Source organism: Microbacterium sp. F51-2R (assembly GCF_052180235.1).
Taxonomy (GTDB): Bacteria; Actinomycetota; Actinomycetes; order Actinomycetales; family Microbacteriaceae; genus Microbacterium.
Map to the genome: position 1 here is coordinate 2,309,112 of NZ_CP197470.1, position 26,712 is coordinate 2,335,823.

General features: G+C 71.9%; 23 protein-coding genes. 4 read left to right on the top strand and 19 right to left on the bottom strand.

Annotated features, from left to right (window positions below; genetic code table 11):
- Nucleotides 1-236: 236 nt before the first annotated feature.
- The 4 genes from ACSBPH_RS10290 to rpmB form a co-directional block, all read right to left on the bottom strand.
- A complete protein-coding gene (locus ACSBPH_RS10290) occupies nt 237-1,343 on the bottom strand; it encodes an alpha/beta hydrolase (protein WP_442574253.1) in 1,107 nt (368 codons plus the stop codon).
- A gap of 92 nt (nt 1,344-1,435) precedes the next feature.
- Nucleotides 1,436-1,741, bottom strand: coding sequence for a 30S ribosomal protein S14 (rpsN, locus tag ACSBPH_RS10295; protein ID WP_442574254.1), 306 nt, complete (start codon nt 1,739-1,741; stop codon nt 1,436-1,438).
- Between the two features lie 3 nt (nt 1,742-1,744).
- The gene (rpmG, locus tag ACSBPH_RS10300; RefSeq protein WP_005051772.1) at nt 1,745-1,915 is read right to left on the bottom strand and encodes a 50S ribosomal protein L33; all 171 of its coding nucleotides are present in this window, start codon (nt 1,913-1,915) and stop codon (nt 1,745-1,747) included.
- Nucleotides 1,915-2,151: a 50S ribosomal protein L28 gene (gene rpmB / locus ACSBPH_RS10305; RefSeq protein ID WP_047543954.1), complete on the bottom strand. Its 237-nt coding sequence runs from the start codon at nt 2,149-2,151 to the stop codon at nt 1,915-1,917. The genes rpmG and rpmB overlap by 1 nt, the downstream gene beginning before the upstream one ends.
- Nucleotides 2,152-2,572: 421 nt before the next feature.
- Between rpmB and ACSBPH_RS10310 the strand changes: the two genes are divergently transcribed.
- A complete protein-coding gene (locus ACSBPH_RS10310) occupies nt 2,573-7,444 on the top strand; it encodes an SCO7613 C-terminal domain-containing membrane protein (protein WP_442574255.1) in 4,872 nt (1,623 codons plus the stop codon).
- Nucleotides 7,445-7,472: 28 nt separating this feature from the next.
- Here the strand turns inward: ACSBPH_RS10310 and ACSBPH_RS10315 are convergent, their stop codons facing one another.
- The 12 genes from ACSBPH_RS10315 to ACSBPH_RS10370 all read right to left on the bottom strand — a co-directional run bounded on the left by ACSBPH_RS10315 (nt 7,473) and on the right by ACSBPH_RS10370 (nt 19,541).
- Entirely contained in the window at nt 7,473-8,180 is a 708-nt protein-coding gene (locus ACSBPH_RS10315) for a DNA-3-methyladenine glycosylase (protein ID WP_442574256.1), read from the bottom strand.
- Nucleotides 8,156-9,649 carry a hypothetical protein gene (locus tag ACSBPH_RS10320; RefSeq protein WP_442574257.1) on the bottom strand — a complete coding sequence of 498 codons (1,494 nt, stop codon included), beginning with the start codon at nt 9,647-9,649 and terminating at the stop codon, nt 8,156-8,158. The genes ACSBPH_RS10315 and ACSBPH_RS10320 overlap by 25 nt, the downstream gene beginning before the upstream one ends.
- Nucleotides 9,639-10,424, bottom strand: coding sequence for a TIGR03943 family putative permease subunit (locus ACSBPH_RS10325; RefSeq protein WP_442574258.1), 786 nt, complete (start codon nt 10,422-10,424; stop codon nt 9,639-9,641). The genes ACSBPH_RS10320 and ACSBPH_RS10325 overlap by 11 nt, the downstream gene beginning before the upstream one ends.
- On the bottom strand, nt 10,417-11,439 hold the full coding sequence (locus tag ACSBPH_RS10330) for a permease (RefSeq protein ID WP_442574259.1): 1,023 nt from the start codon (nt 11,437-11,439) through the stop codon (nt 10,417-10,419). The genes ACSBPH_RS10325 and ACSBPH_RS10330 overlap by 8 nt, the downstream gene beginning before the upstream one ends.
- Nucleotides 11,426-11,839 carry a Fur family transcriptional regulator gene (locus ACSBPH_RS10335; protein WP_442574260.1) on the bottom strand — a complete coding sequence of 138 codons (414 nt, stop codon included), beginning with the start codon at nt 11,837-11,839 and terminating at the stop codon, nt 11,426-11,428. The genes ACSBPH_RS10330 and ACSBPH_RS10335 overlap by 14 nt, the downstream gene beginning before the upstream one ends.
- Nucleotides 11,840-11,849: 10 nt before the next feature.
- Nucleotides 11,850-12,773, bottom strand: a complete 924-nt coding sequence (locus ACSBPH_RS10340) for a metal ABC transporter permease (protein WP_442574261.1) — start codon at nt 12,771-12,773, stop codon at nt 11,850-11,852.
- Nucleotides 12,770-13,615: a metal ABC transporter ATP-binding protein gene (locus ACSBPH_RS10345; protein ID WP_442574262.1), complete on the bottom strand. Its 846-nt coding sequence runs from the start codon at nt 13,613-13,615 to the stop codon at nt 12,770-12,772. The genes ACSBPH_RS10340 and ACSBPH_RS10345 overlap by 4 nt, the downstream gene beginning before the upstream one ends.
- Nucleotides 13,612-14,595, bottom strand: coding sequence for a metal ABC transporter solute-binding protein, Zn/Mn family (locus ACSBPH_RS10350; RefSeq protein WP_442574263.1), 984 nt, complete (start codon nt 14,593-14,595; stop codon nt 13,612-13,614). The genes ACSBPH_RS10345 and ACSBPH_RS10350 overlap by 4 nt, the downstream gene beginning before the upstream one ends.
- Nucleotides 14,596-14,836: 241 nt before the next feature.
- Nucleotides 14,837-16,207 (bottom strand): dihydrolipoamide acetyltransferase family protein, encoded by a 1,371-nt coding sequence (locus tag ACSBPH_RS10355; RefSeq protein WP_442574264.1) that lies wholly within the window; start codon nt 16,205-16,207, stop codon nt 14,837-14,839.
- 13 nt (nt 16,208-16,220) lie between these two features.
- Nucleotides 16,221-17,276, bottom strand: coding sequence for an alpha-ketoacid dehydrogenase subunit beta (locus ACSBPH_RS10360; RefSeq protein ID WP_442574265.1), 1,056 nt, complete (start codon nt 17,274-17,276; stop codon nt 16,221-16,223).
- The gene (locus ACSBPH_RS10365) at nt 17,273-18,433 is read right to left on the bottom strand and encodes a thiamine pyrophosphate-dependent dehydrogenase E1 component subunit alpha (RefSeq protein ID WP_442574266.1); all 1,161 of its coding nucleotides are present in this window, start codon (nt 18,431-18,433) and stop codon (nt 17,273-17,275) included. Before ACSBPH_RS10365 ends, ACSBPH_RS10360 begins: the two co-directional genes overlap by 4 nt.
- 4 nt (nt 18,434-18,437) lie before the next feature.
- Nucleotides 18,438-19,541, bottom strand: coding sequence for a histidinol-phosphate transaminase (locus ACSBPH_RS10370; protein ID WP_442574267.1), 1,104 nt, complete (start codon nt 19,539-19,541; stop codon nt 18,438-18,440).
- A gap of 64 nt (nt 19,542-19,605) precedes the next feature.
- On the opposite strand from ACSBPH_RS10370, the gene ACSBPH_RS10375 reads away from it, so the two are divergent.
- Complete coding sequence (locus ACSBPH_RS10375) at nt 19,606-19,998, top strand: phage holin family protein (protein ID WP_442577285.1); 393 nt, start codon at nt 19,606-19,608, stop codon at nt 19,996-19,998.
- Between the two features lie 76 nt (nt 19,999-20,074).
- Here ACSBPH_RS10375 and ACSBPH_RS10380 read toward each other — a convergent pair whose 3' ends face one another.
- The 3 genes from ACSBPH_RS10380 to ACSBPH_RS10390 form a co-directional block, all read right to left on the bottom strand.
- The gene (locus ACSBPH_RS10380; protein ID WP_442574268.1) at nt 20,075-21,415 is read right to left on the bottom strand and encodes a hypothetical protein; all 1,341 of its coding nucleotides are present in this window, start codon (nt 21,413-21,415) and stop codon (nt 20,075-20,077) included.
- A complete protein-coding gene (locus ACSBPH_RS10385; RefSeq protein WP_442574269.1) occupies nt 21,409-21,660 on the bottom strand; it encodes a hypothetical protein in 252 nt (83 codons plus the stop codon). The genes ACSBPH_RS10380 and ACSBPH_RS10385 overlap by 7 nt, the downstream gene beginning before the upstream one ends.
- 92 nt (nt 21,661-21,752) lie before the next feature.
- The gene (locus ACSBPH_RS10390) at nt 21,753-24,488 is read right to left on the bottom strand and encodes an ExeM/NucH family extracellular endonuclease (RefSeq protein ID WP_442574270.1); all 2,736 of its coding nucleotides are present in this window, start codon (nt 24,486-24,488) and stop codon (nt 21,753-21,755) included.
- Between the two features lie 163 nt (nt 24,489-24,651).
- Between ACSBPH_RS10390 and ACSBPH_RS10395 the strand changes: the two genes are divergently transcribed.
- Both ACSBPH_RS10395 and purB read left to right on the top strand, forming a co-directional pair.
- Nucleotides 24,652-25,158 carry a low molecular weight protein-tyrosine-phosphatase gene (locus ACSBPH_RS10395; protein WP_442574271.1) on the top strand — a complete coding sequence of 169 codons (507 nt, stop codon included), beginning with the start codon at nt 24,652-24,654 and terminating at the stop codon, nt 25,156-25,158.
- A gap of 41 nt (nt 25,159-25,199) precedes the next feature.
- A complete protein-coding gene (gene purB / locus ACSBPH_RS10400) occupies nt 25,200-26,609 on the top strand; it encodes an adenylosuccinate lyase (RefSeq protein WP_442574272.1) in 1,410 nt (469 codons plus the stop codon).
- Nucleotides 26,610-26,712: the final 103 nt, after the last annotated feature.

A 26,712-nucleotide genomic window follows, 5' to 3' on the forward strand; every position in this document is an offset into this window, starting at 1 on the left:
ACCGGTGGAGCGGACGCCCCCCGGCTGGTCGGATCGACCGCCTCGAATGTAGCCGAGAACACCCGACTTCCGCGGATTTCCGCGGATTTTCGGCGTTATAACCGGCGTGTCGAGGTGCTCATGGGGCAAATGGGGCTGATGTGACGTCGGATCCGGCTCCCCTTGACAACGGCGGCAATTCCACCCTGCCGGCGGTGAGGCGACCCCGTCGCCGGATCCGCGGGCCCTGGAGGGACCTACTCCTGCGGGGTCTGAGGCTCGTCGTGCAGCCGCCGCAGCGCCGCCACGATGTCGTCGTGCCAGCGCCGGGCGGCGGGCAGCACACCGGTGAAGATGGGGGTGTCGTGCGTGACGCCGAGATAGAGGACGACGGATGCCTCGACCCCCGCCGCGCGCAGGGCAGCCCCGTAGGCGGCGCCGTCGGAGCGCAGCGGATCGTATTCCGCCGTCAGCACGACAGCGGGAGGAAGACCCGCGTGGCTCGGCGCGAGGAGCGGCGACGCGTAGGGCCGCTTGGCGTCGCGCGCGTTCGGAAGGTAGGTGCTCGCGACCGAACGCATCTCGCGCTTCGCCAGGAAGCTCGGGATGCCGAGTGCCCGCGTCGCCGCGAGGTCGACATGCCGCCCGGTGAGGTCGGTGACCGGCACCTCGAGCACCTGCAGGCGGATCGGCCGCCCCGCGCGATCGCGGTTCATGAGCGTGACGGCCGCGGCGAGGTTGCCGCCGGCGGAGGTACCGAGGATCCCGATGCGGTCGGGACGGATGCCGAGTCCCTCGGCGTTGTCGAACAGCCACTCCAGCGCGGCGTACGCCTGCTCGATCTGCGTCGGGAACCGGCGCTCGGGCGCGAGGGAGTAGTCGACGGCGACGATCGCGACGCCGGAGTCCGCGGCGCGGTGGCGGTAGCCGGCATCCGTCGTCGGATAGTCGATGCCGCCGATGCGGAAGGCACCCCCGAACAGGGCCAGACAGCCCGGCACGGGCTGATCGCCGCGCTCCGCGGGGCGATAGATGCGCACGCGGAAGGGCGCGAGCCCGTCGAGCTCGAGGCGGTGCTCTTCGATCGGGATGTCGGGGCCCGCGAGGCCGACCGTCTCGAGTTCCTTGCGATCCCACGCGAGCGCGGCCCGGCGGTGGCGGGCGCGGGCACGGGCCTGCGGTCCCTGCGTCGACGGTCGGGAGGGGAACGGCTCCGCGGCCTTGGGCGGCTGGGGCTCGGGCGAGCGTGAGCGGCCGAAGGGCCAGAGCGCGATCAGCCGGGCCTTCGCCGAGGCACGCGCCCTGTCGAGCAGGTAGCGCCGGTGCACGCGGAGTCGCTCCACGAAGAACGGATCGAGCGGCATCCTCTCCCCCTTTTCATTGCCCGCGCGGCGAGTGTAGACGCCGAAAGGCGGGAGTCCCGGAGGACTCCCGCCTTTCGCGGTTCAGCGGGTGCTTACCAGCTCGACTTGGTCACGCCGGGCAGCTCGCCACGGTGCGCCATGTCGCGGAAGCGGACACGCGAGATGCCGAACTTCGAGAGGTTGCCGCGGGGGCGCCCGTCGATGACATCGCGGTTGCGCAGACGCACGGGCGACGCGTTGCGGGGCAGCTTCTGCAGGCCCACGCGAGCGGCCTCGCGCTGCTCGTCGGTCGACTCCGGCGACACGAGCGCCTTCTTCAGCTCGGCGCGCTTCGCGGCGTAGCGGTCGACGACCTCCTGGCGCTGCAGGTTGCGCGCGATCTTGCTCTTCTTAGCCATGGATCAGCGCTCCTCTCGGAATTCGACGTGCTTGCGGATGACCGGGTCGTACTTCTTGAGCACGATGCGGTCGGGGTTGTTGCGGCGGTTCTTGCGCGTCACGTAGGTGTACCCCGTGCCGGCGGTCGAGCGCAGCTTGATGATCGGACGGACGTCCTGAGCCTTCTTCGCCATTAGAGCTTCACACCCTTCGCGAGGAGGTCCTTGACGACGGACTCGATGCCGCGTGCGTCAATGACCTTGATGCCCTTGGCCGAAACGTTGAGCTTGATGTTGCGGCCCAGCGACGGCACGTAATACGTCTTCTTCTGCACGTTCGGGTCGAAGCGGCGCTTCGTCCGGCGGTGCGAGTGCGAGATGTTGTGACCGAAGCCGGGAACTGCTCCAGTCACCTGGCACACAGCAGCCATGGTGATGTCTCCTTCAATACCGTGGAACCGGACGGTCCCACCCAAGATCCCTTGTCTGCACCCACGACTCTTGCCGTCCGTTGGCGGACGAGAGAGGGAGTGGGTGCGAACTGCGTGCTGGAGTGCGCGCAGACAAAGAGTCAGTCTAGCATGCGCGGTCTCTGCAGCTTGACCGCAGGCCCCGGCGGTTGCGCCACGACTCCTCCCGCACCCGACCGCTACGCCGGCATCCCGCCCTGCGCGGCATATTCCCGGAGAGGAATGGCTCCTTCGATGCCCGCTCCTCCACAGCCCCGAGGCGTGCCCGCGGTTGTCCACAGGTCACAAACATTCGCGCCATCCCTCCCTCATCCCTGACATCCTGGGGGCCCTTCGAGGGTTCGACGAATGGATGGGAAGAGAGATGGACGGTTCTCGAGCGGTGGCCCCACGGTGGCCCACCTCGCCTGAGCTCCTCGCCGACGGCCACCGGTGCCCGGTGTGCTTCCGGGATGTACGTCCGCCGGCATGCCCGAACTGCGGGTTCCTGTTCGGCGATGACCGCGCCCCGGCGGTGCTGTCGCTCGGGCGGCAGATCGTCCGGCTCGAGACCGAGCGCCGGCAGCTGATCGGAGCCATCCGGCTCACGGCTGCCCTCGACGCCAAGCGCGCGGAGGCTGCCGCCGCGAGGACCGCCGCGATCAACGCCCGATGGGCGGAGGATGCCGCGATCCGCGCCGCGACGGGGGCCACGGCAGCGTCCCCCTCCCCGTCGGGCGTCGTCGCCTCGCCCTCGCCCTCCGCGTCGATCCCCGCGCCCTCCGCGTCGATTCCCGTTGCCTCGAGTCCCGCCCCCACGGCCGCCCCGGTCGCCTCCGTCCCTGCGCCGAGCCCCGCGGTCGTACCGCCGCCCGCGCCGCAGGCCGAGCCCCGGCGCCGCCTGAGCGTCCCCGTCCTGCTCCTCATCGTCGGCGTCTCCCTCGTCGGGGTGGCGGCGGTGTTCTTCCTGCTCCTCGCCTGGTTCGTCGCGGGCATCGAGGTGCGCGCCCTCATCATCGGCGGCATCACGCTCGCCGCGATGGCCGCGGCATCGTGGCTCCGCCGCCGCTCGCTCACCGCGACGGCGGAGGGCATCGCCGTGCTCGGCGTCGTGCTTGTCGGCCTCGACGCGTGGGCGGTGCGCGCCAACGACCTCTTCGCGACAGGCAGCGTCGATGCCGCCACCTATGCGGGATCGGCGGCACTCGTCGTCGCGGTCCTCTGTCGCGCGTGGGCCGTGCTGTCGAAGCTTCGCGCGCCCGACCTCGCCGCCGCCGTCGCCCTCCCCGTCGGGCTGGGCGTCCTCCTCAGCGGCCTCCTCGACGCGCCGCCCGTGGAGTCGCTCCTCGCGGGGCTGCTGGGCGCCGCCGCGGCGGGCCTCACGCACGCCCTCCCCCACCCGTGGTCGTCGGCCCGCCGGGGTGCGCAGGCGCTGCCCGAGCGCGTCGCGCTGGCCTTCGTCGGTGTCGCGTCCCTCACGCTCGCCGCGGCGACGAGTGTGATCGGAGGCGTCGGCGAGGCGGCCATCGTGTGGTCGGCGGCGTCGGTCGTGGTGCTCGGCGTTGCGCACGCGCGGCTCGCGCGGCCGCGCTCCGGCGAGGAGCCGCTTCCGGGGGCGCGTGCGCTCGGCGGCATCGCTTCGAGCGTCGCGACGATCGCGGCGGCGACCGTCGCCTGGCAGCTCGCCCAGCGCACGGGGGAGCCGATCTTCGCGGTTCTCATCGCCCCGGTCGTCGCCGTGGCGATCGCGGTGGGCCTCGACATCCTCCGCACCCGCAACGCGGGTCTCACCGTGGCCGCGACGACCGCTGCCATCGTCGGCGGGCTCTCGCTGATCGCCGTCCTCCTCCAATACGGGTTCGAGGCGAACCGCATCATCGTCCGCTCCTGGACGCTGTGGCGGACGGATGCCTTCGCCCTCCCGCAGAACGCCGTCGACCTTCCTCTCCTCGGCGTCGTGACGGCCGCGGTCACCGCGGCGCTGCTGTTCGCGTCACCCACCCTCGGCCGAGCCGTGCTGCGGGACATCCGGCCGGTCGTGGCCGTGGTCGTGCTGGTCCTGGGGGCCGCCCGATCAGGCGTCCCCGCGGTCGCCGTCGGCGTGGCGATCGCCGTCGCGGCGCTCACGGTCGTGGTGCTCGTCCGGACGACGGCTCGTGGCGGCTGGCTCGCCGCCGGCGCCCTCGCGGCCGTCGCCGCCTTCTTGCTGGCCGCGGCGACGCCGTGGCTCTGGTTCGTCAGCGTCGGGGTCGCGATCGCCCTGCCCATCGCGCAGCGCATCGTCCTCAAGGCCACGGGAGACACCGGCGTGGCGTTCGCGCTGGCACCCGTCGTCGCCGCGACCATCTCGGCGCTCATCGCCCCGGCGCCCCTCAGCGTGGTGCTTCCTGTCGGCACTGAGTCCGACGGCCTGGCGGCGGGGACGGCGATCGCGCTCGTTCAGTGGGTCGCCGTCGCGACGCTCGGCACAGCCCTGTTCGTCCCGCTCGAGCGCATGAGCCGCGTCGCGGTCGCGTGGGCGGCCGAGTTCCTCATCGCGCTCACCCTGGCCGCGACCGCCGTTCTGGCCGGCCCCGCGTGGTTCATGGCGACCGGGGTCGACGCCGTCCTGCTGTGGCAGCTGGGCGAGCCGGTCACGGCGATCGTGCGCGGGGGCCTGGTCGCCGCGGGCCTCGCCGCCGCCGTCGCGCTGCGCGGCAGGCTGTCCCGCGCCGTGGCCGTCGGAGCGACGGGGCTCCTCGCGCCGACCCTCGCAGCGACCGCGTACGCGGTGCTCCAGGCGACCGACGCGACGTACGCCGTGTGGGCGCCGCTCGTCCTGCTCGCGACGGCGGTCCTCATCGCGGTCGTCGCGGCGTGGACGGGATACGCCCGGGTGTGGAGAGAGGAATCCGGGCGCCTTCGGATCGCAGCTGAGATGGGCGCCGCCGTCACGGCACTCGTCGTCGCGTCGGATGTCGCATCCTCGCAGGCGTGGGCGATGTGGGCGCTCCTCGGCCTCGGGTTCGCGGCAGTCGCCGTCACCCGCGGCTGGGCCGCCGCGCAGACGTCCCCCTCCGACGACGTCTTCGCGACGCGTCGGCCGGGCGTTCGCCTCGCCGCCGCGCCGCGACGGCTGTTCCTGTGGCCGGCCGTCGGTGCCGCGACCCTCGCATGGTGGTCATGGCTCGGCGACGGCACGCCGCGGGAGACGTTCACGGTCGAGACGGCCGCGGTGCCGGTCGGCGTCGTCGTGACCGCGGTGGCGGCGGGCCTCGTGTGGCTGCGGCGCCGGATCGAGGCATCCGTCGCCCTGGCGGCGGGCATCGCGATCGGCCTGGGCGCCTCGGCGATGACGGACTGGTACGGGGAGCAGCTGCGCGGCGCGATCGTCCCGATCATCGCGGCCGTGATCTGCCTCGCGCTCTCGGCGGAGCCGCTGCGCCGCGTGCGCCCCACGGCCCCCGTCGGCGCGGCCGTCGCGCTGCTCGTCCTCGGCGTCGCGGCGCTGGTCCGCACCGACGTCGGGGTCCCGGCGGATGCCGCGTGGCTCCTGCTGCTCGTCGGCGTCGCGTTCGCCTCCGCCGTCGGACACGCCGGCGCGCTGCCTCCCCGGGCGGCCTCGAAGGTCTACACGGCTGTCGCACCGGCGGTGTCGATGATCGTGGCGGCGATCTCGGTCGGCTTCGCGACGGATGCCGCTGCGACGACCGGCATCTCGCTGGGCGTACTCGCGCTCATCCACGTCGGGTCGGCCGGGTACGACCGGGCGCCGTTCGGGGCCGTGAGCCGCTGGGCGTCGCTCGGCGCAGCGGGGATCGTCTCGTCCGCCGCCGTCGGCTTCGGCGTCTTCGACGAGGTCGAGTGGGCGACGCTGCCGTTCGCCGGCATCATCCTGGCCGGGGCCGCCGCGGCGATGCTGCGGTCCCGCCGCGCGAGCGCCGCCTGGCCGCACATCGAGAGCATCGTGTGGACGATCGGCCTCGTGATCGCCGTGGCGCCGAGCATCCTCGCCCCCGTCGAGCCCGTGCGGGTGTGGCTGTTCCTGGCCGCGACGCTCGCGGCGGCAGCCGCGGCATCCGTCTCTCCCCTGCCCGACGAGTGGCGTCTTCGCGTGCCGAGCGCGCTCGTGCTGGCCGGCGCCGCGCTGCTGATGGGCGGGCGCGCGCTCGTCGATCCGATCCTCACGAGCGGAGACGCGGCCGCCGCGACCGCCGGGGCGGGAGCCGTCGCGATCGCTGTCGTACTCGCCTCGAGTGCGCCCGCCACGCGCACGGCGCTGCACCCCACGCTCCTCGCGGGGGCCGGCGCGGTGCTCCTGGACGCCGTCGTGCTGCTGCGTTTCGACGGTGAGCTCGTCCCCGCGGCGATCGCCGTCATCGCGGGCGGCGCCGTCGCGATCATCGGCGCCGCTGCCCTCGGACTCCTCCGCTGGCGCGGACTCGGCGCCGTGCTGGCGCTCGGCGGCCTCGTGCTGGTGCTCGCGACGTGCGCGATCCGATTCGGAGTGGTCGCCTCCCAGCCGGGCCTCGAGCCCGACCTGTGGGCTCTCGCCGGCGCCGCGGTCACCGTCGGGGTCGTGCTGGCAGCGCTGCGCGCCGCGCCGAGCCGCGCGATGGGACTCGCGGGCGGTGCCCTGCTCGCGGCGGTGACGGCGCTCTTCGCGATCGCCGAGGGGTTCCTCCTCGCCCTTCAGGGCGAGTTCGACGGCAGCCGCGCGCTGCTCGCGATGTCGATCCTCTCGGCGACGGCTGTCGGGGGCGTGCTCCTGCGCTCGCGCCTGGGCTGGGCGCTCGCGATCTCGGCGATGGTCTCGGCCGCGGCCTTCGGACTGGTCGCGATCTTCGGGCTCGGCGTCACGCCGGTCGAGCTCGTCACGGTGCCGCCCGCCGTGGCGGGGCTCGGTTACGGCGCGTGGAGCCTTCGACGCCACCCGGAGGCGCGGTCGTGGCCACTCCTCGGCTCGTGGCTCGTGCTCCTGACGGTCCCGTCGCTCCTGCACGACCTCGGCGAGTCCGAGCTGTGGCGGGTCGTGGGCCTCGGCGTCGTCGCGATCGCGCTCGTCGTCGTCGGTGCGACGATGCGCCTGCAGGCGCCGCTCGTGCTCGGCTCGGCCGTGCTGCTGACGCACGCCATCGCACAGCTGTGGCCGTGGATCTCCGCCGTCTACGTGGCGGTGCCGTGGTGGCTGTGGCTCGGCATCGGCGGAGCGGTGCTCATCTTCCTCGCCGCGACCTACGAGCGACGAGTGCGCCAGATGCGGACGGCGTTCGTGTCGGTCGCGCGGCTACGCTGAGGCGGTCCCGGGGGCGCAATCGCGTCGCTCAGCCCTGGGGGTCCGCCGCTTCGGCGGCGCCCCGGCCCCACCGGAAAGCCGAGACGGTCGGGTCGCCCGGCACCCAGAACCTCCACGGGAAGGCCGCCGTTCCGGCATGCCCCGCGACGCCGACCCGCGGTCCCGTCTCGACGGCCGCGAGCGGCTCGATGCGCAGTTCGAGGCGCGCGACGGCGCCCGCGCGCGGTTCACCCGTGATGGCGTCGATGCCGTCGTGGATCGGATGCCGCAGCCCGACGGCCTCGCCCAGCCGGCCTGGTCCGCGGGCCAGGTCGCGGGGCGTCCGAGCAGCCGGGCGGCGGCGGTGCGCGGCATCCGTCCCCTCCACGACCTCGCCGCCGCGGAGGAGGATTCCGCCGGCGACCCCCTCCGGACCGCAGACGACGTTGACGCAGGAGTGGATGCCGTGGCTGAGGTAGACGTAGAGGTGGCCGGGCTCGCCCCACATCGTGGAATTGCGAGGCGTCTGCCCCATCCGCGCGTGCGAGCCGAGATCGGGCACATCGCCCGTGCCGAGGCCGTGGTACGCCTCGACCTCGGTGAGCCGCACGGCGACCTCCTCGCCCTCGACGAGGGTGCGGAGCACTCCGCCGAGAAGGCGCGGCGCAACGGCGGCCGGAAGGCCCAGCAGGTCTTCGCGACGAGCCGGGCGGAAGGCGGCGTCCACGGCGGTCACTGCGGCGGCACCCGGCACCACGACGAGTCGAACGCCGCGAGCGCGACCACCTCGTCGCCGGTCGCGATCTCGGAGATGTGCGTCTCGAGGCGCTTGGGCATCGGGAGGAGGTACTGGTCGTAGGGATTGTCGATGATGTCGGGGGCGACGACGGTCGCGGCATACCGGCCGTTCGGCGAGACGCAGATGCGCAGCACGGCATCCGACACGGGCACGTGCTCGATGGTGCTGCTCGTGCCGTCGTCGGCGACGAAGGCCACGATCGAGTCGCCGGGGATGCCGTACTCGTCGAGCTCCGCGTACAGCCGCACGGTCCCGCCGCCGGGCAGCGGGACGACGCTGCGGAGCTGGCCGAAGTCGGTGTCGGGTGTCGGCAGCGGCTGCTCCGTGCCGTCGGCGAGGTTCACGGCGAGGAGCCCGTCGGCGCGATCGACGATCGCGGTCGACCCCGAGACGCCGTCGAGCGTCACGGCGTTGCCGAGGGTCACGGCATCCTTCCCCGTCTTGTCGGAGAGCCACAGCGTGCCGTCGAACCCGACGAACAGCACCCGATCGGTCGCGGGGACGAAGCGCCACTGCACGACGCGGTTGTCGGCGCCCTCGATCTGCACCGCCTGAGGCTCGGCGTCGGGATCCTTGAGCGACATCGTGAAGAGCATGCTCTCGCGGCCCCCGTCGGCGCCGATGCCCGCGTCGGTGAACGTGTAGCCGACGAGCTCGCCGCGGTCGGCGCTCTGCAGGTTCGTGACCGTGCCCTCGCCGGGGAGCGGGAGCGTGCGCCGGTGCTCGCCGGCGAGGTCGGTCACGATGAGCTTGGTCGTGCCGTCCACCTCGCCGCCGCCGCCCGCGTCACCGGAGTCACCGGAGTCGCCCGAGCCACCGGAGCCATCCGAGGCGCCCGCGTCCTCGCGCACCGAGATGATGAGGTGCGACGACGTCGCGCGGTAGTCCTCGATGTGCGCGTGGCGGAAGACGGGCACGGCCTTCCGTCCGGTGAGGTCGGTGCGGAAGATCGTGTCTTCGTCGTCGGTGCGCTGCAGCAGGAAGAACGACTCCTTGCCGGTCCGGAAGGTGTGCGTGAGGGTCGTCTCGGGCCCGCCGCCGAGACCCCGCACGCCCGCGATCTTGACGGTGTACTTCGTCTCGTCCCACAGCGGCAGCGTGAAGCGGATGCCGATGCGGCGTCCCGACGTGTCGACCGCGAACGGGGTCGCGGGGGTGATCGTGACCTGATCGTGCGTCACGTCGGCCAGGGCCTGGGTCGTCGTGAGGATGAGACGGGATCCGGATGTCGCGACCGCGGCCTTGCGGTCGAACTGCGCGTCGGTCACGCGAGGCCCCTGCGCCGTGCCCGCCGCGGCACCCGCGAGCCCCGCGACCAGGAGCACCCCGACGACGGTCGCGAACGCGAGCCCGAAGGCGCGGCTGCGGCGCTTGCGCGCCTGGGACCGCCGGGTCGCGGCGGGGGCGCTGCCGACGTCAGTACTCATACGGGTCCCCCGGCTCGTCGATGAGCTCGACCGAGTCGGCCACGATCGCCAGTCGGCCGTCGGTGCCCGCGCGCACCGTGCCCTCGATCCTGACCCACTGCCCCGTCGCGGGCGACTGGAGGTCGGTCGCCGTCGCGTCGACCGGGATGCTCGCCGGCTGGGCGTCGATGACGCAGTGGGTGATGACCATGCGCGTGAGGTCGAACCCGCCGTCGCCCGGGGTCACGAACCCGGTGAGCGTCACGGGGTCGCCGTCGTACTCGTCGGGGTTCGTCGCCGTCGCGAAGACCGTCGACCACTCGCCGACCCCGAACGAGCCCGTGTCGCCCGCCGTTGCGAGTGCCACGGCATCCGACCCCGCGAACAGCGGCGGCGCATCGATGTTGCGCGACATCGCGAGCTGGGCCGACAGCGACGCGGGCGGGGTCACGAGCGCGAGGACGACGAGGAAGGATGCCGCGACCCCGCCGATCGCCGTCGCTGCGACGGCGATGGGGCTGCGGCGATGCTCGTGGCCCTCGTGGGCGTGCGCGTCGTCTTCGGCGCCGAGCGGGAGGGTGAAGGAGAGCACGGCGCCGACGAGCACGATGACGGCCATCCCCACCGCGAACCACGTCGAGTCGGGGTTGAGGTACAGATCCAGTCGGCCCGTCGCGGCGAGGGCGAGGGTCGTCACGGCCAGGACCGATGCGAGGCCGACGCCGAGCCAGCGACCGGTCAGCGCGCGGCGCCGCAGCGCGGGGTCGGCGGAGAGGTGGGAGTGCGACTCAGGCAAGGAGGTTCACCGCCGCTCCGATCGCGAAGGCCGACAGCACGACGACGGTGACCAGACCCACGAGCACGCGCGTGGTGAAGGTCGTGCGCAGCAGGGCAAGCATCTTGACGTCCACGAGAGGGCCGACGAGGAGGAAGGCGACGATCGCGCCGGGCGTGAAGGTCGAGGCGAACGACAGCGCGAAGAACGAGTCGACGTTCGAGCAGATCGACACGACCATCGCGAGCGCGATCATCGCGATGATCGAGAGCGTGGGGTCGGACCCGATCGCGAGCAGGGCGCTGCGCGGTACGAGCACCTGCACGGCGCCGGCGAGCGCCGATCCGATGACGAGGGCGGGGAGCACCGCGCGCAGCTCGATCACGAACTGCGCGATGCTGCGCCGGGCCCTGCCGCCCGGCTCGTGCACGACGACCTCGCACGTGTCGCGGAACCGCTGGGTGAGGAGGCCGTCGGGGTCGGGGTGTCGGCTGTAGAGCCAGCCGATCAGGTTGGCGATCGCGTAGCCGCCGAGGAGGCGGGCGACGAGGATGCCGTCGTCGAACCCGAAGGCCTGGTGGGTCGTGATGATGACGATGGGGTTGACGATCGGCGCGGCGATGAGGAAGGTCAGCGTCTCGGGCACCGAGAAGCCGCGCATCAGGAGGCCGCGCGCGAACGGGACGTTGCCGCATTCGCACACCGGCACGATCATGCCGAGAAGAGAGAGCACGGCTCTGCGGGTCCATGCCCGCCGCGGCATCCATCGCTCCAGCACCCCGGGCGGCACCCACACCTGCACGACGATCGACAGCACGACGCCGAGCACGACGAACGGCAGAGACTCGATCAGCACGCTGAGGGCGAGGGTCAGCCCGTCCTGCGCGCGGGTCGGGAGCACGATGAGCGCGAGCGACGGCGCGAACATGCCGATCGCGAAGAGCAGGCCGATGGATCCCGCGCCGATCGCCAGCCAGACGATCGTGCGCACCGTGCGAGAGGGTGCGGCGACCGCCGACTGCTCAGTCCGCGTCACGCCCGCCCGCTCGGGCCGCCGTGCACGAGGCGCAGAGGCCGAAGATGTCGACGACGTGCTCGGCCGCCGTGAAGCCGTTCGCGGCAGCCGTCGCGCGCGCCCACTGCTCGACGTCGGATGCCTCGATCTCGACGGCGATGCCGCAGGAACGGCAGATGAGGTGATGGTGGTGGCCCCGCGTCGCGCACGCGCGGTAGAGGCTCTCGCCCTCGGGGCTCTGCAACGAATCCGCGTCGCCCTGGGCCGCGAGGCCCGCGAGGGCGCGGTACACGGTCGCGAGTCCGATGCCCGTGTTGTCGTCGCGCAGCGTCGCGTGCAGGCTCTGCGCGCTCACGAAGCCGCGCGCGTCGGCGAGGGCCTCGCGGACCCGCTCACGCTGCCACGTGTTGCGCTGGACCATGGCCGGGAGTCTACCCACGAGCCATGGGAGAGCCCTGGGCGCCGAGCGTGCCGGCGACGGCGGCCGAGGCATCCGTCCCCCTCTTCTCGACTCGTCCGCGACGAGACCCGATGATGCGGCAGACGACGTAGATGAGGAACGAGATCGTCGTGATGTAGGGGCTGACCGGCAGCGTGCCCGCGACGGCCAGGAGGATCCCGACGACCGCCGAGGTGAATCCGAACAGGGCCGAGAGGAGCGGCACCGACAGCGGCCCGGACGCGACGCGCATGGCGGCCGCGGCAGGCGTCACGAGGAGTGCCATGACCAGGAGCGCGCCGATGATGTGGACGCTCACGGCGACCATGAGGCCCAGCAGCAGCATGAAGCCGAGCGACACGGCGGTCGTCGGGACGCCCCGCGCCGCGGCGGACTGCGGGTCGAGCGAGTCGAACCGCAGCGGTCGCCAGATCGCGAGGAGGCCCAGGAGCACGGCGGCGCTGATCACGATGAGCCAGCCCAGCTGGCCGCTCTGCACCGACACGATCTGCCCCGTCAGCAGGCTGAAGCGGTTCGCGGAGCGCCCGTTGTAGAGGGAGAGGAACAGGATGCCGAGGCCCAGCCCGAACGGCATGAGCACGCCGATGATCGAGTTGCGCTCTCGCGCCCGCGCCCCGAGGACGCCGATGATCGCGGCGGCGATGAGCGACCCGACGATCGAGCCCGTCACGACGTCGACGCCGATGAGCAGCGCGGCGGCGGCTCCCGCGAAGGAGAGCTCCGCGATGCCGTGGACGGCGAAGGCCATGTCGCGCTGGATGACGAAGACGCCGACGAGTCCGCCGACGAGTCCGAGCACGGCTCCCGCGACGATCGAGTTCGCGACGAGGCCGAGGATCTCGCCGTAGTCGGCGAGCCCGCCGAACATCGCCTCCCACACGTCGGGCCAGTTCATGCGTGCGCCCCCGTTCCGGGATCGTCGTGCAGGTCGTGGTGGTGATGGTGGTGCGACTCCTCGGCGTCGGGCGCGCCGACGACGACGAGACGGTCACCCGCGCGGAGCACGTAGACGGGGGCGCCGTAGAGAGCCGTGAGCGTCTCGGAGTTGAGCACTTCGTCGGGCGTGCCGAGCGTGAAGCGGCCGCCGGCGAGGTAGAGGATGCGGTCGACCGATCCCAGCACGGGGTTGATGTCGTGGGTCACGAGGAGGACCCCCGCGTCGGCGGCGCGGCGGTGCCGGTCGATGAGACCGATCACGGCCTGCTGATTGGCGAGGTCGAGGCTCGTGAGCGGCTCGTCGCACAGGAGCAGCCGCGGGTCGTCGGCGAGCGCCTGGCCCACGCGCAGGCGCTGCTGCTCGCCGCCGGACAGCTCGCCGACGGGCCGATCGGCGAAGTCGCGGGCCCCGACCGCGTCGATGAGGGCGTCGACGCGCGCGCGGTCGCCCTTGCGCGGGATCGGAAAGCCGAAGCGGTGGCCGTCGACGCCGAACGTCACGAGGTCGCGGCCGCGCAGCGCCGTGTCGCGCGGGAGGGGGCGCTGCTGCGGGATGTACCCGATGCGCCGACTCCCCCGAGCCCTCACCTCGTCGCCGAACACCGCGATCGATCCTTCGCTGAGCTCCTCGAGACCCAGGATGGCGCGCAGCAGCGTGGTCTTGCCCGAGCCGCTCGGGCCGAGCACGGCGATGAGCTCGCCGGGCTGCACCTCGAGGTCGAGGCCAGACCACAGTTCGCGCCCATCGCGGCGCAGGGCGGCGCCGTGGATCGCGAGGGCGGGGGCAGAGGCATCCGTCATGGGGTCAGCGCCTTCCTGAGGGAGTCGATGTTCTGCTGCATCCACTCGACGTAGGTGAGACCGTCGGGCAGCACTTCGGAGAATTCCAGAACGGGAATATCAGCCTGACCGGCGGCCTTGATCACCGCGTCGGTCTCGACGCCGCCCGTCTGCGAGTTGACGATGACGGCGTGCACCTCGCCCGAGCGGAGGAGGTGGAGCGCATCGAGGAGGGTCGCGGGCGGCACATCCTGCCCTTCCTCGACGGCTTGGCTGAACGCCTCGGGGGCGCCGTTCTCGAGCCCCGCCGCTTCGGTGAGATACAGCGGCACGGGCTCCGTGGTGAAGATCTGCGTTCCGCCGTGCGCGACGTGGAGGGCCGTGAGCTGGGCGGTCAGCTCGGCGAGTGAAGCGACGAAAGCGGCGGCGTTCCCCTCGAAGGTTTCGGCGTCGGTCGGCCGGAGGGTGCCGAGCTCCGACGCGATGCCCTGCGCCAGGTCGCTCATGGCGTGCAGGTCGTACCAGACGTGCTCGTTGAAGCCCGCGACGTGGTCGTGGCCGTGCTCGTCGCCGGCCTCGTGGGCGCTTTCGTCGTGGGCGCTGTCGTCGTGGGCACTGTCGTCGTGGGCGCTGCCGCCCGGCCAGTCGTGCGAGAACTCCACGGCGGTGAGCACCTTGGCGTCGGTGCCCGTGGCGTGGACGAGGCCGTCGATGAAGGCGTCGTAGCCGCCGCCGTTCTCGATGACGAGGTCGGCGCGACTCACCGTGAGCTGGTCGCGGGCGCTCGCCTCGTACGAGTGCGGGTCCTGCGCGGCCGAGTCGATGATCGAGGTCACGTCGACGGCGTCGCCGCCCACGACCTCGGCGATCTGCCCGTACACGTTCGTCGAGGCGACGACCTTCACACGCCCGTCGTCTGCGGGCGAGCCGCCTCCCGCGCATCCCGTCAGGACGAGGACGGATGCCGCGGCCGCGGCCAGGGTCGTCGTTCGGCGGATCATCGTGCCAGCGTACAGCTATTGATAATCGTTCTCAAACAGACGCGTGGTGCCGCCGGCGTCCGTCGGACTGCCGCATCATCCGCGCCACTTTCCTGCGAGCGCGCCGTCGCGCGGCGTGGCCCTCGCCGGAGACTGTCGCCCTCGCAGACAGATGGCTGTCGACCGCCGCAAGCGTCGCGGCACAGGCCGAGCCCCGCCGCCCCGCGCCATCTGTCCAGCGGACAGGGGTGCGCAGACGAAATCAGTCGAGGAGGAGCGCCGGCTCTTCGAGCACGGACGCGATGTCGGCGACGAAGCGCGAGATGCCGTCGCCGTCGACGACGCGGTGGTCGAACGACCCCGACACCGTCGTGACCCAGCGTGGCCGTACCTCGCCGTCGACGACCCACGGCTTCTGCCGGATCGCACCGAGCGCGACGATCCCGACCTCGCCGGGATTGATGATCGGCGTTCCCGCGTCGACGCCGAAGACGCCGATGTTCGTGATCGTGATCGTCCCGCCCTGCTGATCGGCGGGCGTCGTCTTGCCCTCGCGCGCCGTGAGCGTGAGCTTCTCGAGGGCACGCGCGAGGTCGCGCATGTTGAGGTCCTGCGCGTCCTTGACGTTCGGCACGAGGAGGCCGCGCGGGGTCGCCGCCGCGATGCCGAGGTTGACGTAGTGCCGCACGCGGATCTGCGCGCCCTCGTCGGTGTCGATCCAGGCCGCGTTGACCATGGGCGTGCGGCGCACCGCCCAGATGACGGCGCGCGCCATGATGAGCAGCGGCGAGACCTTGACGTCGGCGAAGTCCGGCGAGCCCTTGAGGCGCTTGACGAACTCCATCGTGCGCGTCGCGTCGACGTCGACCCACACCGACACGTGCGGCGCCGTGTAGGCGCTCGAGGTCATCGCGTGGGCCGTCGCCTTGCGGACGCCCCGCACCGGGATCGACTCCTCGCGATCGCCCGCGGGCTCGGCCGGCCGAGGCGTCGTGGCGGCGGGCGCCGGCGAAGCGGCCGGCACGGCGATCGTCTCCTCGCGCACCTGCGGCCATTCCGGCGTCTCGATGTTGCGGAAGACGCTGGCCTGCGAGGCGTGGCGCACGACGTCGTCGCGGGTGACCTCGCCGGCGGCTCCGGAGGGGGTGACGGCGGCGAGGTCGACACCGAGGTCGCGCGCGAGCTTTCGGATGGGCGGCTTCGCGACGACGCCGACGGATGCCTCGACCCGCTGCTGCGCCGTCACCGCGGGCTTCTTCCGCCGCGACTGGACGTGCCCTGCCGTGCCGTAGCCGACGAGGACCGCTCCGCCCGCCTCCGGCTCGACGGGGGCGCCGTGCTCGCTCTGGCCCACGGCGCTCGGACCGGGGGACGCGGCATCCGTCCCCCGCGCACCCGGCGCGATCGTGATGATCGGCGCGCCCACCGCGACCGTCTCGCCCTCGGCCGCGAGCAGGTCGCCCACCGTGCCCTCGAAGGGTGACGGCAGCTCGACGAGCGACTTGGCGGTCTCGATCTCGACGATGACGTCGTCGACGGCGACGGTGTCGCCGGGGGCAACGCGCCACTGCACGATCTCGGCCTCGGTGAGGCCTTCGCCCACGTCGGGGAGGAGGAAGGTCTGCGTGCTCATCCGGGGCTCCTGGTCAGTAGGCGAGGGCGCGGTCGACGGCCTCGAGGATGCGGTCGGCGTCGGGGAGGTACTTGCCCTCGAGCTTGGCCGGTGGGAAAGGCGTGTCGAAGCCCGACACGCGAAGCACGGGGGCCTCGAGCGCGTAGAACGCCTTCTCCATGACTGTCGCCGAGACCTCGGACCCGAGGCTCGTGAATCCCGGGGCCTCCTGCGCGTAGACCATGCGGCCCGTGCGGCGGACGGAGTCGAGGATCGGCCCGTAGTCGACCGGCGAGAGCGAGCGGAGGTCGACGACCTCGCAGCTCGTGCCCTCCGACTCCGCGAGGGCCGCCGCCTGAAGAAGGGTCGTGACCATCGCGCCGTGCCCGACGAGCGTCACGTCGGTGCCGCGGCGGACGATCCGCGAGGCGTGCAGCGGAAGGGCGCGCGCGGTCGTGTCGACCTCGCCCTTGGGCCAGTAGCGGCTCTTCGGCTCGAGAAAGATGACGGGGTCGGGAGAGGCGATGGCGTCCTGGATCATCCAGTACGCGTCGTTCGGCGTGGACGGGCTGACCACGCGCAGACCCGGAGTATGCGTGAAGTACGCCTCGGGGCTCTCCTGGTGATGCTCGACAGCGCCGATGTGACCGCCGTAGGGGATCCGGATGACGACCGGCATCTGGAGCGCGCCCTCGTGCCGGTAGGTGATCTTCGCGAGCTGCGACGTGATCTGGTCGAACGCAGGGAACACGAAGCCGTCGAACTGGATCTCGCACACCGGACGGAAGCCCGCCATCGCCAGGCCGATCGCGGTGCCGACGATGCCCGATTCCGCCAGCGGGGTGTCGATGACGCGCTGCGGTCCGAACTCGGCCTGCAGCCCCTCGGTGACGCGGAAGACGCCGCCGAGCGGCCCGATGTCCTCGCCCATGAGCAGGACGCGGTCGTTCTCGGCGAGCGCGCGACGCAGGCCCGCATTGAGCGCGCGGCTGAACGGCAGGTTCTCGATGCCCGTCGGGGCGGGCGCGGCCGGCGCGGCGCCCGTGGATTCCCCGGTCGCCGAGTTCGTCGACGTGTCGGCGGTGGTCATGAGTCCTCCCCGAAGGATGCCTCGTACTCGGCGAACCACTGGCGCTCCTGCTCGACGAGCGGATGCGGTTCGGAGTAGACGTGGTCGAACATCATCTCGGTCGGGATGCCGCCCAGCTGCGTCGTGCGGATGCGCGCGTCCTCCGCGACGACCTCGCCTTCGGCGTCGACATCCGCGAAGAAGGCGTCGGACGCGCCCCGGCCGCGGAGGAATGCCCGCATGCGGTCGATCGGGTCGCGCAGCGCCCACGACCGCTCCTCGTCCGACGTGCGGTACTTGGTCGGGTCGTCGCTCGTCGTATGCGCGCCCATGCGGTACGTCATCGCCTCGATCGCGCGGGGCCCCGCGCCCGAGCGCGCCTCGTCGAGCGCGACCTTGGTGACGGCGTAGCTCGCGATGACGTCGTTGCCGTCGACGGGGATGCTCGGCATCCCGTATCCCGCTCCGCGCTTGTAGAGCGGCGAGCGCGACTGCGTCGCGACGGGCACCGAGATCGCCCACTGGTTGTTCTGCAGGAAGAAGACCTCGGGCGTGCGGAAGCTCCCGGCGAAGACCATCGCCTCGTGCACGTCTCCCTGGCTCGACGCGCCGTCGCCGTAGTAGACGATGACCGCTTCGTCGCGCTCGGGATCGCCCGTGCCGCAGCGGCCGTCGAAGACGAGGCCCATCGCGAGGCCCGTCGCGTGCAGCGTCTGCGAGCCCAGCACGAGCGTGTAGATGTGCGTGTTGCCGTTGCGGGGGTCGGTCGGATCCCAGCCGCCGTGCGTGAGGCCGCGCATGACCCGGATGATGTCGATCGGGTCGACGCCGCGGATGCGCGCGACGACGTGCTCGCGGTATGACGGGAAGAGGTGGTCCTGCGCGCGCGCCGCCCGGGCGGAGCCGACCTGCGCCGCCTCCTGGCCGAGGCTCGGCGGCCACAGGGCCAGCTGACCCTGCCGCTGCAGGTTGGTCGCCTGCCGGTCGAAGGCCCGGATCAGCACCATGTCGCGGTAGAAGCCTTCGAGCTCGTCGTCGGTCAGCGACTCGACGAGCGCGAGGTAGGGCTCAGCGGCCGCGGAGGGTTGCACCGATCCGTCGGCCGCGATGATGCGGACGACCTCGGAGTCCGAGGGCGTGGCGGTGTGGGCGGGAACCGAGTCTTCGGTCGGGGTCACTTGTCTACGCTAACCCTCGGCCCGGGTGGGCTTCTGGGAGGGTCCGGACAACGGATGCCGCAACGGCTAGGACCTTCTCCACAGACTCATGCTCTCCGACGGATATACGGATGCCGTCACCCGCGAACGGGCGGACGACCAGGCCGCCCTCGATGAAGCGCTCGGCGGCCTCGGTCGTCTCGGCCCCCGTCGGGAGCCAGACGAAGTTGCCCTGGGCGTCGGGAACCCGCCAGCCCGCTTCGCGCAGGCCCGCCACGAGCGCGTCCCGGCGCTCCGCGATGACCTCGACCCGCTCGAGCAGCTCGGGCTCGGCATCGAGGCTCGCCAGCGCCGCGGCCTCGGCGTGCGCCGTCACCGAGAGGGGGATCGCCGTGCTGCGGGCGGCATCGAGGATCCGCGCGTGCCCGATGGCGTAGCCCACGCGCAGGGCCGCGAGGCCGTACGCCTTCGAGAACGTCCGCAGGACCACGACGTTCGGGTGGCCCTCGCCGCCCAGCACCCGCAGGCCGTCGACGGCGGTGGGATCGGTCACGAACTCGGCGTAGGCCTCGTCGAGGATGACGAGCACGTCGCGGGGCACCTTGCCGAGGAAGGCCTCGAATTCGTCGTGCCCGACGACGGGCCCCGTGGGGTTGTTGGGGCTGCACACGATGATGACGCGGGTGCGCTCGGTGACGGCGGCCGCCATCGCGTCGAGGTCGTGCCGAGCGCCTTCGCCGAGTGCCACCTGCACAGGGTTCGCGCCGGCGATGAGGACGAGCCCCGGATACGCCTCGAACGACCGCCACGCATAGAGCACCTCGTCGCCGGGACCGGCGGCCGCGAGGATGAGCTGCGCGAGGATCGAGACGCTCCCCGCGCCGATGTGGACCTCGTCGACCGACACGCCGAATCGCTCGGCGAGGCGCCCCCGCAGGCGGGCGGCCGAGGCATCCGGATACCGATTGAGAGCCGTCGCAGCCTGCACGGCCTCGACGACACCGGGGAGCGGATCGAACGGGTTCTCGTTGCTGGAGAGCTTGTAGGCACCCGGGCCGGCCTGCGTGCCCTGCTTGTACGGCGGCAGCGCGGCGATCTCGGGACGGATGCGGACGGGGGCGTCGGTCACCCTGTCGAGTCTAGGAGCGGGACGGATGTCGCGACACGGCGTCGCGTGCCAGACTGGCCGCATTATGGGCTTTCTCATCCGCGTCGTCGTCAACGCGTTCGCCATCTGGGTCGTGACGCTCATCCCCGTCCTGCAGGTCACAGTCATCGCCTTCCCGCCCGGCGAGACGCTGCAGTACGTGCTCACACTGCTCATCGTCGCGGCGATCTTCGCGATCGTGAACACCATCATCGGCACGATCATCAAGATCATCTCGATCCCGCTGTACATCCTGACGCTGGGCCTCATCGGACTCCTCATCAACGGGTTCCTGCTGTGGCTCACCGCGTGGATCACGAGCTTCTGGAGCTGGGGCCTGCGCGTCGAGGACTTCTGGTGGGGCATCGTCGCGGCCATCATCATCTCGATCATCAACTGGATCGCGGGCATCTTCCTGCGCCCGAAGCGCCGCGACTGAGCGCCGCGGGTCGCCCGGCGCGGCGACCCGCACCGGCAGTCCGGAGCGGCCCACCGGCGCGCCTCGCCGGCCCCGCTCACCGGCAGGCCGGCGCCGTGGGAGCGGGGTCTGCGCGGCCGACCGAGTACTCGCTCACCGTCACCGACGTCGCCCCGCCGAGGAGGGCGAGGCGGTCACGCACGGCGTTCATACGCGGGTCGCTCGACGCATCGAGCATCGCCGCCGTCTGTTCGTATGCCGGCAGGTGGTGCGCGACGAGCGGGTCGAGGTCGCTCGCGCCGGCCGCCGGATCGGCCGTCCGCTCGGCGACGAAGCTGCCGGGCGTCCCCGCGCCCGCGTCGAAACCGCCGCCCGCGAGCGCGGAGACGGGGTCGTCGCGGTGGCGTACCTCGACGCTGAGCGTCGCATCCGGCACCTGGGCGTCGACGGGAGAACCGAACGTCACGAGGGTCTGCGTGTCGTAGCCGCCCTCGACCGCGAGGCGAGAGGCCAGCATGGCCCCCTGTGAGTAGCCGACAGCGTGCAGAGTGTCGCCGGGCTCGGCGCCGGCTTCGCGCAGAGCTTCGAGCACAGCGCCGTACGAGGCCGACTGCTCGCCGGTATAGAGCTCGAGGTTCGAGCCCATGTCGAACGGCTCGTCCTCGTCGCCCGCGGTCGTGCCGGGGATGTAGACGGCGTACTGCCTCGTCCCGTCCGGCATGACGTAGCGCTCGACCCGGATCTGGCTCACGGCTCCCGTCGGCACCCGGCCGGCCACGGCGGCAAGGGTGTCCGGAGCCGTGCCGGCGGCGACGACCGGCGCCCCGCGCAGCACGACGGGCCGGGCAGGACCGTGCAGTCGGGACCCCCGCTCGAGCGTTCCGTTGCCCATCCCGCGGAGCCCGGCCGTGAATCCCCAGAGGAGGGCGACTCCCGCCAGGCCCGCGCCCGGACCCAGCAACGACCCGGCCATGCCCGCTTGCCCGACGAGGGACGCCGCCCACCCGGCATCCCGCGTGAAGCCCTCCCACCACGCGCGGGTGTCCGACCCGGGATACTCGTGCTTGAGCTGGGCGAGGCGCTCGTCGATCCGCGCGACCGCCGCGGCATCCCCCGCCGCCTCGGCCGCCTCGCGCTCCGCGCGCAGCTCCACCGTCTCGAACATCGCGGCCAGCTCGAGGAGGCTGCCGCCGATGGCCCGCGACCGCTCGGCGAGCTGGGCGGCACGGGCGCGCGCGTTGTGACAGCGCGGCAGCGCACCCAGCGCCCCGGCGCGCGGCAGCACCTCCATGCCCGCGGCCGCGCGCCGGAAGACGTTGCCCACGCCGTCGAGGCCGACGGCCGCCTGCTCGAGGCGATCGGCCGCCGCACGCAGCGACGCCGTGTCGACGGCGACGATGCCGCCGCTGCGGATGTCGAGGTCGCCCACGGTCACCACGCCCCCGCCGCGGCCGCCTGAGCCCACGCCGCTTTGAGGTCGGCCTCGAGGTCGAGGGCGGATTCGCGGAGGTCGCGGAGCTCCGCCACCAGCCCATCGAGCGAAGCCCGGTATTCGTCGGCGGCGCGGCACTCCCACGCCGTCTCGGCCTGCAGCGCGCCGAGGTCGCCCGCGATCGCCGAGAGCCGGTGTCGCGCGTCGGGGAGGAGGCCCGGTGCGGCCGCGCCCGTCCAGAATGCGTTCATCCGTCGAGCATCACGTTCGCCGGCGACGACGCGGCGCGTCCTCCCGGCCTATCGGGAGAACGCGCCGCGCGGCTCGGCTGTGGAGGAGCGGGTCAGTCCCTCGGCGGCCCCACCACCACGGTGGCGGTCTCCGTCGTGGTGTTGCCCGCGGCATCCGTCGCCTTATAGGTGAAGGTGTACACGGCCTTGTTGGCGGCGACGACGCGGAACGTCGTGTCGTCGACGGTCGTGACAGCCGCCTTCTTGGATCCGGATGCCTCAGCAGACACGAGCTCGACGGTGACGTCGCTCTCGTCCTGCGTCACGACGTCGATCGTGATGATGCGCGTCTTGTTGTCGGGCGGCATGATCCGATCGACCGACGGGGTGAGCGTGACGACGGGAGCCGTCGTGTCGGGGGCCTTGAGGTTCAGGCCCACCAGGACCGGATCGTGGTCGCTCGACCGGTACGGATCGGGCGCCCACAGCGCGTCTTCGGCGGGCTGCTTGAACTGCATCGTGTAGTCGAGCAGGCTCGGCTCGTCGGCGTTGATGTTCCAGGGGGACGCACCGGCGACCTCGTCGACGAGACCCGGCCCCGCCAGGGCGTGGTCGAGGTAGCCGAGCTGACCGTCGAAGTCGTAGGTGTAGGCATACTCGCCCTGGTACTTCAGGATCAGATCGGTGTACCCCGCCGCCTCGAGGGCCTGGATCGGGTCCTCCTTGTCGTAGGAGTTCAGGTCGCCGATGATGAGCGACTTGTCACCCGTGCCCTGACCCGTGGGGTCGGTGGCGAGCCAGTCGGCGAGCGCCTGCGCGGCCGCCGTTCGCACGCCGTTGCAGTTGCCCTGGCCGTCGCCCTGGTCGGGGTCGCCGACGGCGTTGCAGTCGGATCCCTTCGACTTCAGGTGATTGACGACGATCGTGACGTCGGCGCCCTTCGAGAGCTGCTCGAACGTCTGCGCGAGCGCGGGACGATTGAGCGTGTCGATGAAGCGCGGGTCGACCGCAGAGGTCAGGAGCGCGAAGTCGCCGACGGGCTTGACGGTGCTCTTCTTGTAGAGGAACGCCGTCGCGATCGCGTCGGTGCCGAAGCGGCCCGTGTTCACGTAGCCGTACACGTCCGACCCGAGCTTCTCGTTGAGCGCCGCCGCGAGCGTCGCCACCGCCGTGCCGTTGTTCTCGATCTCCATGAGGCCGAACACATCGGCGTCGATCGCTGCGAGCGCCGCCACGATCTTCGCCTCCTGGCGGTCGAACTCCTCCGCCGTCAGCGCACCTCGGTCGCCGAGCGTCGTGAAGTAGTTGAGCACGTTGAAGCTCGAGACCTTGAAGTCACCGCCGACGACAGGGACGGCGGGACGGGGGTTCGTCACCTCGAAGCCCGCGGGCGTGGTCAGCTGGATGCCGTAGCCCGGCTGGTTGTCGCTGCTTCGCACGCGCTGGTCGAGCACGCCCGTGACGTTCTTCAGCAGATCGCCGCCCCGGAACGAGTTCGTGAGCGAGAACGGCTGGCCGTCGGGGTGGATCGCGGGCGTCGGGTTCTGCGCCGCGCGCCCGTCGTCGATCGTGATCCGCTCGAGAAGGTTCTCGGCAGCGAGGGCGATCGCTTCGGGCGAGCCGGCGTCGAACGTCGCGGTCGGCTGGTACTGGCGATCAACGCCGGCGTCGATCGTGCCGAAGCGGCCGAACTCGAAGTACTCGAGAATGGCGAGCGGCTGCGCAATCGTGACGTACATGCTCTCCAGCGCCTCACGCTGCGCGTCCGTCGCCGGGAGCCTCAGGACGTGGGGAGCCGGCAGCGCCGCACCCGTCGCACACCGCTCCATGTCGTTGGCGGTGATCTCGGTGAGTCCCTGGAACTCGCTCACGACCCCCGCGACGTTGACGACATCGCCGACCGAGACGTCGATCGCGCCTTCTCCGTTGCCGGGGGTGTCATCGCCGTCGTTGCGGTAGACGAAGATCCCGTCGGAGGTTGCAGGGTCGCCGTCGCCGGTGTCCTGCAGGTAGAAGCCGTCGAAGCCTCCGGTCTGGAAGTCTCCGACCACGGTTCCCTCGAGCCGCACGACCGATCCGGCGACGGGCGAGGCGGTCGCCGAGCCCTGCACCGAGCCGATCGTCACGACGTCAGCCGTGCAGTCGGCGTCTCCGGCCGGGTCGGTCGGCTTCGGCACGATCGCGTTGGCAGCGCCGGGTGTGTTGATGGCCTCGCCGTAGACGGGGGTGCCCGTGAAGCCCGGGATGCCGGCCAGGTCGAAGTCGTTTCGCACCCAGTCCGCCGTGGTGTCGGTGTCCTTGCCGTCGGGGATGCGCGAGGCTCCGCCCGGCGCGAAGGCCTGACCGTCGTAGGCGACGCCGAGCGTCACGCCGCCGTAGGTGCGGTCGCTCGCACCGCCGTCGCTCACCGCGACCGCGTCGAGGACTGTGAGGCCGGCCGCGTCGATGACGCCGTCATCGTCGACGTCGATGTCGGAGCCGCCGGCGGGCACGGTCCCGGTGGCCAGGAGCAGGCTCACTGTGCCGTTCTCGATCGAGTTCGCCGCGAGGCTGATGAGCACGCGGCCCGAGCCGTCCGGCGCGCCGGGCGTGTAGACGCCGTCGACGACGCCGAGCACGCCGGCGGCGGTGGCATCGCCCTCGATCTGCAGGACCCGGTAGGCGGAGAGGTCCGCGCCGGGCGCGGTGAGCAGCTCGATGTACTCGACATCGGTGCCGACGGTGCTGGCGGAGAACTCGTTGATGACGACAGGAGCATCGGCAGCAGCGGCGGGTTGCGCGGCTGCGAGCGAGGCGAGCACGAGGGCTCCTGCCGCGAGGAAGACGGGGGGACGGATGGACTGGTGCACAGGACCTCCTTGGCGGGCACATGAAGCGGAGGCTTTGTGGGCCTCCTCGGCACACCATAGGGAAGCCTCGTGCCCGAGGGAAGATCCCCGGTGACCGGGCGGTGAACGCACGTCGACGGGACGCGCGGTTGATCCGCGCGCCGGAAACGAGAAAATGGAGCCCATGACCTCGACCGCCGTGGAGCCCTTCCGCGTCGTCTTCGTGTGCACGGGCAACATCTGCCGGTCGGTCATGGCCGACGTCGTCTTCCGGGGATTGGCGGATGCCGCGGGCCTGCGCGACCGCGTCGGATCGACGAGTGCCGGCACCGGCGATTGGCACGTCGGCGAGCGCGCCGACCAGCGCACGATCGAGGCCCTGGAGCGGCGCGGGTACAACGGCGCGCAGCATCGGGCGCGCCAGTTCACGCTCTCCGACTTCGAGCACAACGACCTCGTCGTCGCGCTCGACCGCAGCCACGAGCGGATCCTGCGCGGCTGGGCGCGCAGCGAAGCCGACGCCGACAAGATCGCGCTGCTCATGACGTTCGACGCAGCCGCGCCGACGCTCGATGTCCCCGACCCGTACTACGCCGGCCCCGGAATGTTCGACGAGGTCCTCGGTATGATCGAAAGCGCGAGCCGGGCGCTCTTCCGGCAGCTCGAACCCGCGATCCGCCCCGCCGTGTGACAGCGGCGCGGTCCCGCGTGCAGCGCTCTGACGGGAGTCCCGTGTCCTCTTCTTCCGCCCTCGGCATCCAGCCCCTCAGCCCCCTCGACGGCCGCTACCGTGCCGCCGTCGCAGAGCTCGGCGACCACCTCTCCGAAGCGGGCCTGAACCGTGCCCGCGTCGAGGTCGAGGTCGAATGGCTCCTCGCCCTCACCGACCGCTCGCTCTTCGGCACGTCCCCCCTCGGCGAGAGCGAGAAGGACCGGCTCCGCGTCCTGTACCTCGACTTCGGCCCCGCCGAGATCCAGTGGCTCGCCGAGCGCGAGGCGATCACCCGCCACGACGTCAAGGCCGTCGAATACCTCGTGCGCGATCGGCTCACGCAGCTCGGCCTCGACTCGATCGCCGAGCTCACGCACTTCGCGTGCACGAGCGAAGACATCAACTCCGCCGCCTACGCTCTGACGGTCAAGCGCGCCGTTCACGACGTGTGGCTCCCCAGGCTCCGCGCCGTCATCGCGGCGCTCCGCGCCCTCGCCGTGCGGCACCGCGATGCCGCGATGCTCTCGCGCACGCACGGCCAGCCGGCGACCCCCACGACGATGGGCAAGGAACTCGCCGTGTTCGCGTGGCGCCTCGAACGCGTCGCGGCGCAGGTCGAGGCATCCGATTTCCTTGCGAAGTTCTCGGGAGCCACCGGCACCTGGTCGGCGCACCTCGCCGCCGAGCCGGATGTCTCGTGGACGACGGTGTCGCAGGAGTTCATCGAGTCGCTCGGAATCGGCTTCAACCCGCTCACGACCCAGATCGAGTCGCACGACTGGCAGGTCGAGCTGTACGACCGCATCCGTCACGCGGGCGGCATCCTCCACAATCTGGCGACCGATGTCTGGACCTACATCTCGATCGGCTACTTCACGCAGATCCCCGTCGCCGGCGCGACGGGCTCGTCGACCATGCCGCACAAGATCAACCCGATCCGCTTCGAGAACGCCGAGGCGAACCTCGAGATCTCGGCCGGGCTGCTCTCGACGCTCGCGCAGACGCTCGTGACCTCGCGGCTCCAGCGCGACCTCACCGACTCGACCACGCAGCGCAACATCGGCGTCGCCCTCGGGCACTCCCTCCTCGCGCTGGACAACCTGCAGCGCGGACTCGGCGAGATCTCGCTCGCCGAAGACGTGCTGCTGGCCGATCTCGACGGCAACTGGGAGGTGCTCGGCGAGGCGATCCAGACCGTCGTGCGCGCGGAGGTCGTCGCCGGCCGCTCGCAGATCACCGACCCCTACGCGCTGCTCAAGGAGCTCACGCGCGGCCGCCGGGTCGGCGCTCCCGAGCTCGCGGAGTTCATCCGCGGCCTCGACATCGGAGACGCCGCCGCCGAGCGTCTGCTCGCGATGACGCCCGCCACCTACACCGGCATCGCCGGCGACCTCGTCGACCTCGTCGACGAGACGCCCCGCGACGACTGAGGGCCGGCGCCCGGGCGTGCGGCCGTCGAAACAGGGGATTCCCGTCGAAACCGGGGAAAACCGCCCTCGTTTCGACGCGAATCCCTTGTCTCGCCGATCCGAC

Excerpts from the sequence above, each read along its gene's own strand:
- ACSBPH_RS10290 (WP_442574253.1), bottom strand. The coding sequence starts at position 1,343 with ATGCCGCTCGATCCGTTCTTCGTGGAGCGACTCCGCGTGCACCGGCGC.
- rpsN (WP_442574254.1), bottom strand. The coding sequence starts at position 1,741 with ATGGCTAAGAAGAGCAAGATCGCGCGCAACCTGCAGCGCCAGGAGGTC.
- rpmG (WP_005051772.1), bottom strand. The coding sequence starts at position 1,915 with ATGGCGAAGAAGGCTCAGGACGTCCGTCCGATCATCAAGCTGCGCTCG.
- rpmB (WP_047543954.1), bottom strand. The coding sequence starts at position 2,151 with ATGGCTGCTGTGTGCCAGGTGACTGGAGCAGTTCCCGGCTTCGGTCAC.
- ACSBPH_RS10320 (WP_442574257.1), bottom strand. The coding sequence starts at position 9,649 with ATGAGTACTGACGTCGGCAGCGCCCCCGCCGCGACCCGGCGGTCCCAG.
- ACSBPH_RS10335 (WP_442574260.1), bottom strand. The coding sequence starts at position 11,839 with ATGGTCCAGCGCAACACGTGGCAGCGTGAGCGGGTCCGCGAGGCCCTC.
- ACSBPH_RS10340 (WP_442574261.1), bottom strand. The coding sequence starts at position 12,773 with ATGAACTGGCCCGACGTGTGGGAGGCGATGTTCGGCGGGCTCGCCGAC.
- ACSBPH_RS10345 (WP_442574262.1), bottom strand. The coding sequence starts at position 13,615 with ATGACGGATGCCTCTGCCCCCGCCCTCGCGATCCACGGCGCCGCCCTG.
- ACSBPH_RS10350 (WP_442574263.1), bottom strand. The coding sequence starts at position 14,595 with ATGATCCGCCGAACGACGACCCTGGCCGCGGCCGCGGCATCCGTCCTC.
- ACSBPH_RS10355 (WP_442574264.1), bottom strand. The coding sequence starts at position 16,207 with ATGAGCACGCAGACCTTCCTCCTCCCCGACGTGGGCGAAGGCCTCACC.
- ACSBPH_RS10360 (WP_442574265.1), bottom strand. The coding sequence starts at position 17,276 with ATGACCACCGCCGACACGTCGACGAACTCGGCGACCGGGGAATCCACG.
- ACSBPH_RS10375 (WP_442577285.1), top strand. The coding sequence starts at position 19,606 with ATGGGCTTTCTCATCCGCGTCGTCGTCAACGCGTTCGCCATCTGGGTC.
- ACSBPH_RS10385 (WP_442574269.1), bottom strand. The coding sequence starts at position 21,660 with ATGAACGCATTCTGGACGGGCGCGGCCGCACCGGGCCTCCTCCCCGAC.
- ACSBPH_RS10395 (WP_442574271.1), top strand. The coding sequence starts at position 24,652 with ATGACCTCGACCGCCGTGGAGCCCTTCCGCGTCGTCTTCGTGTGCACG.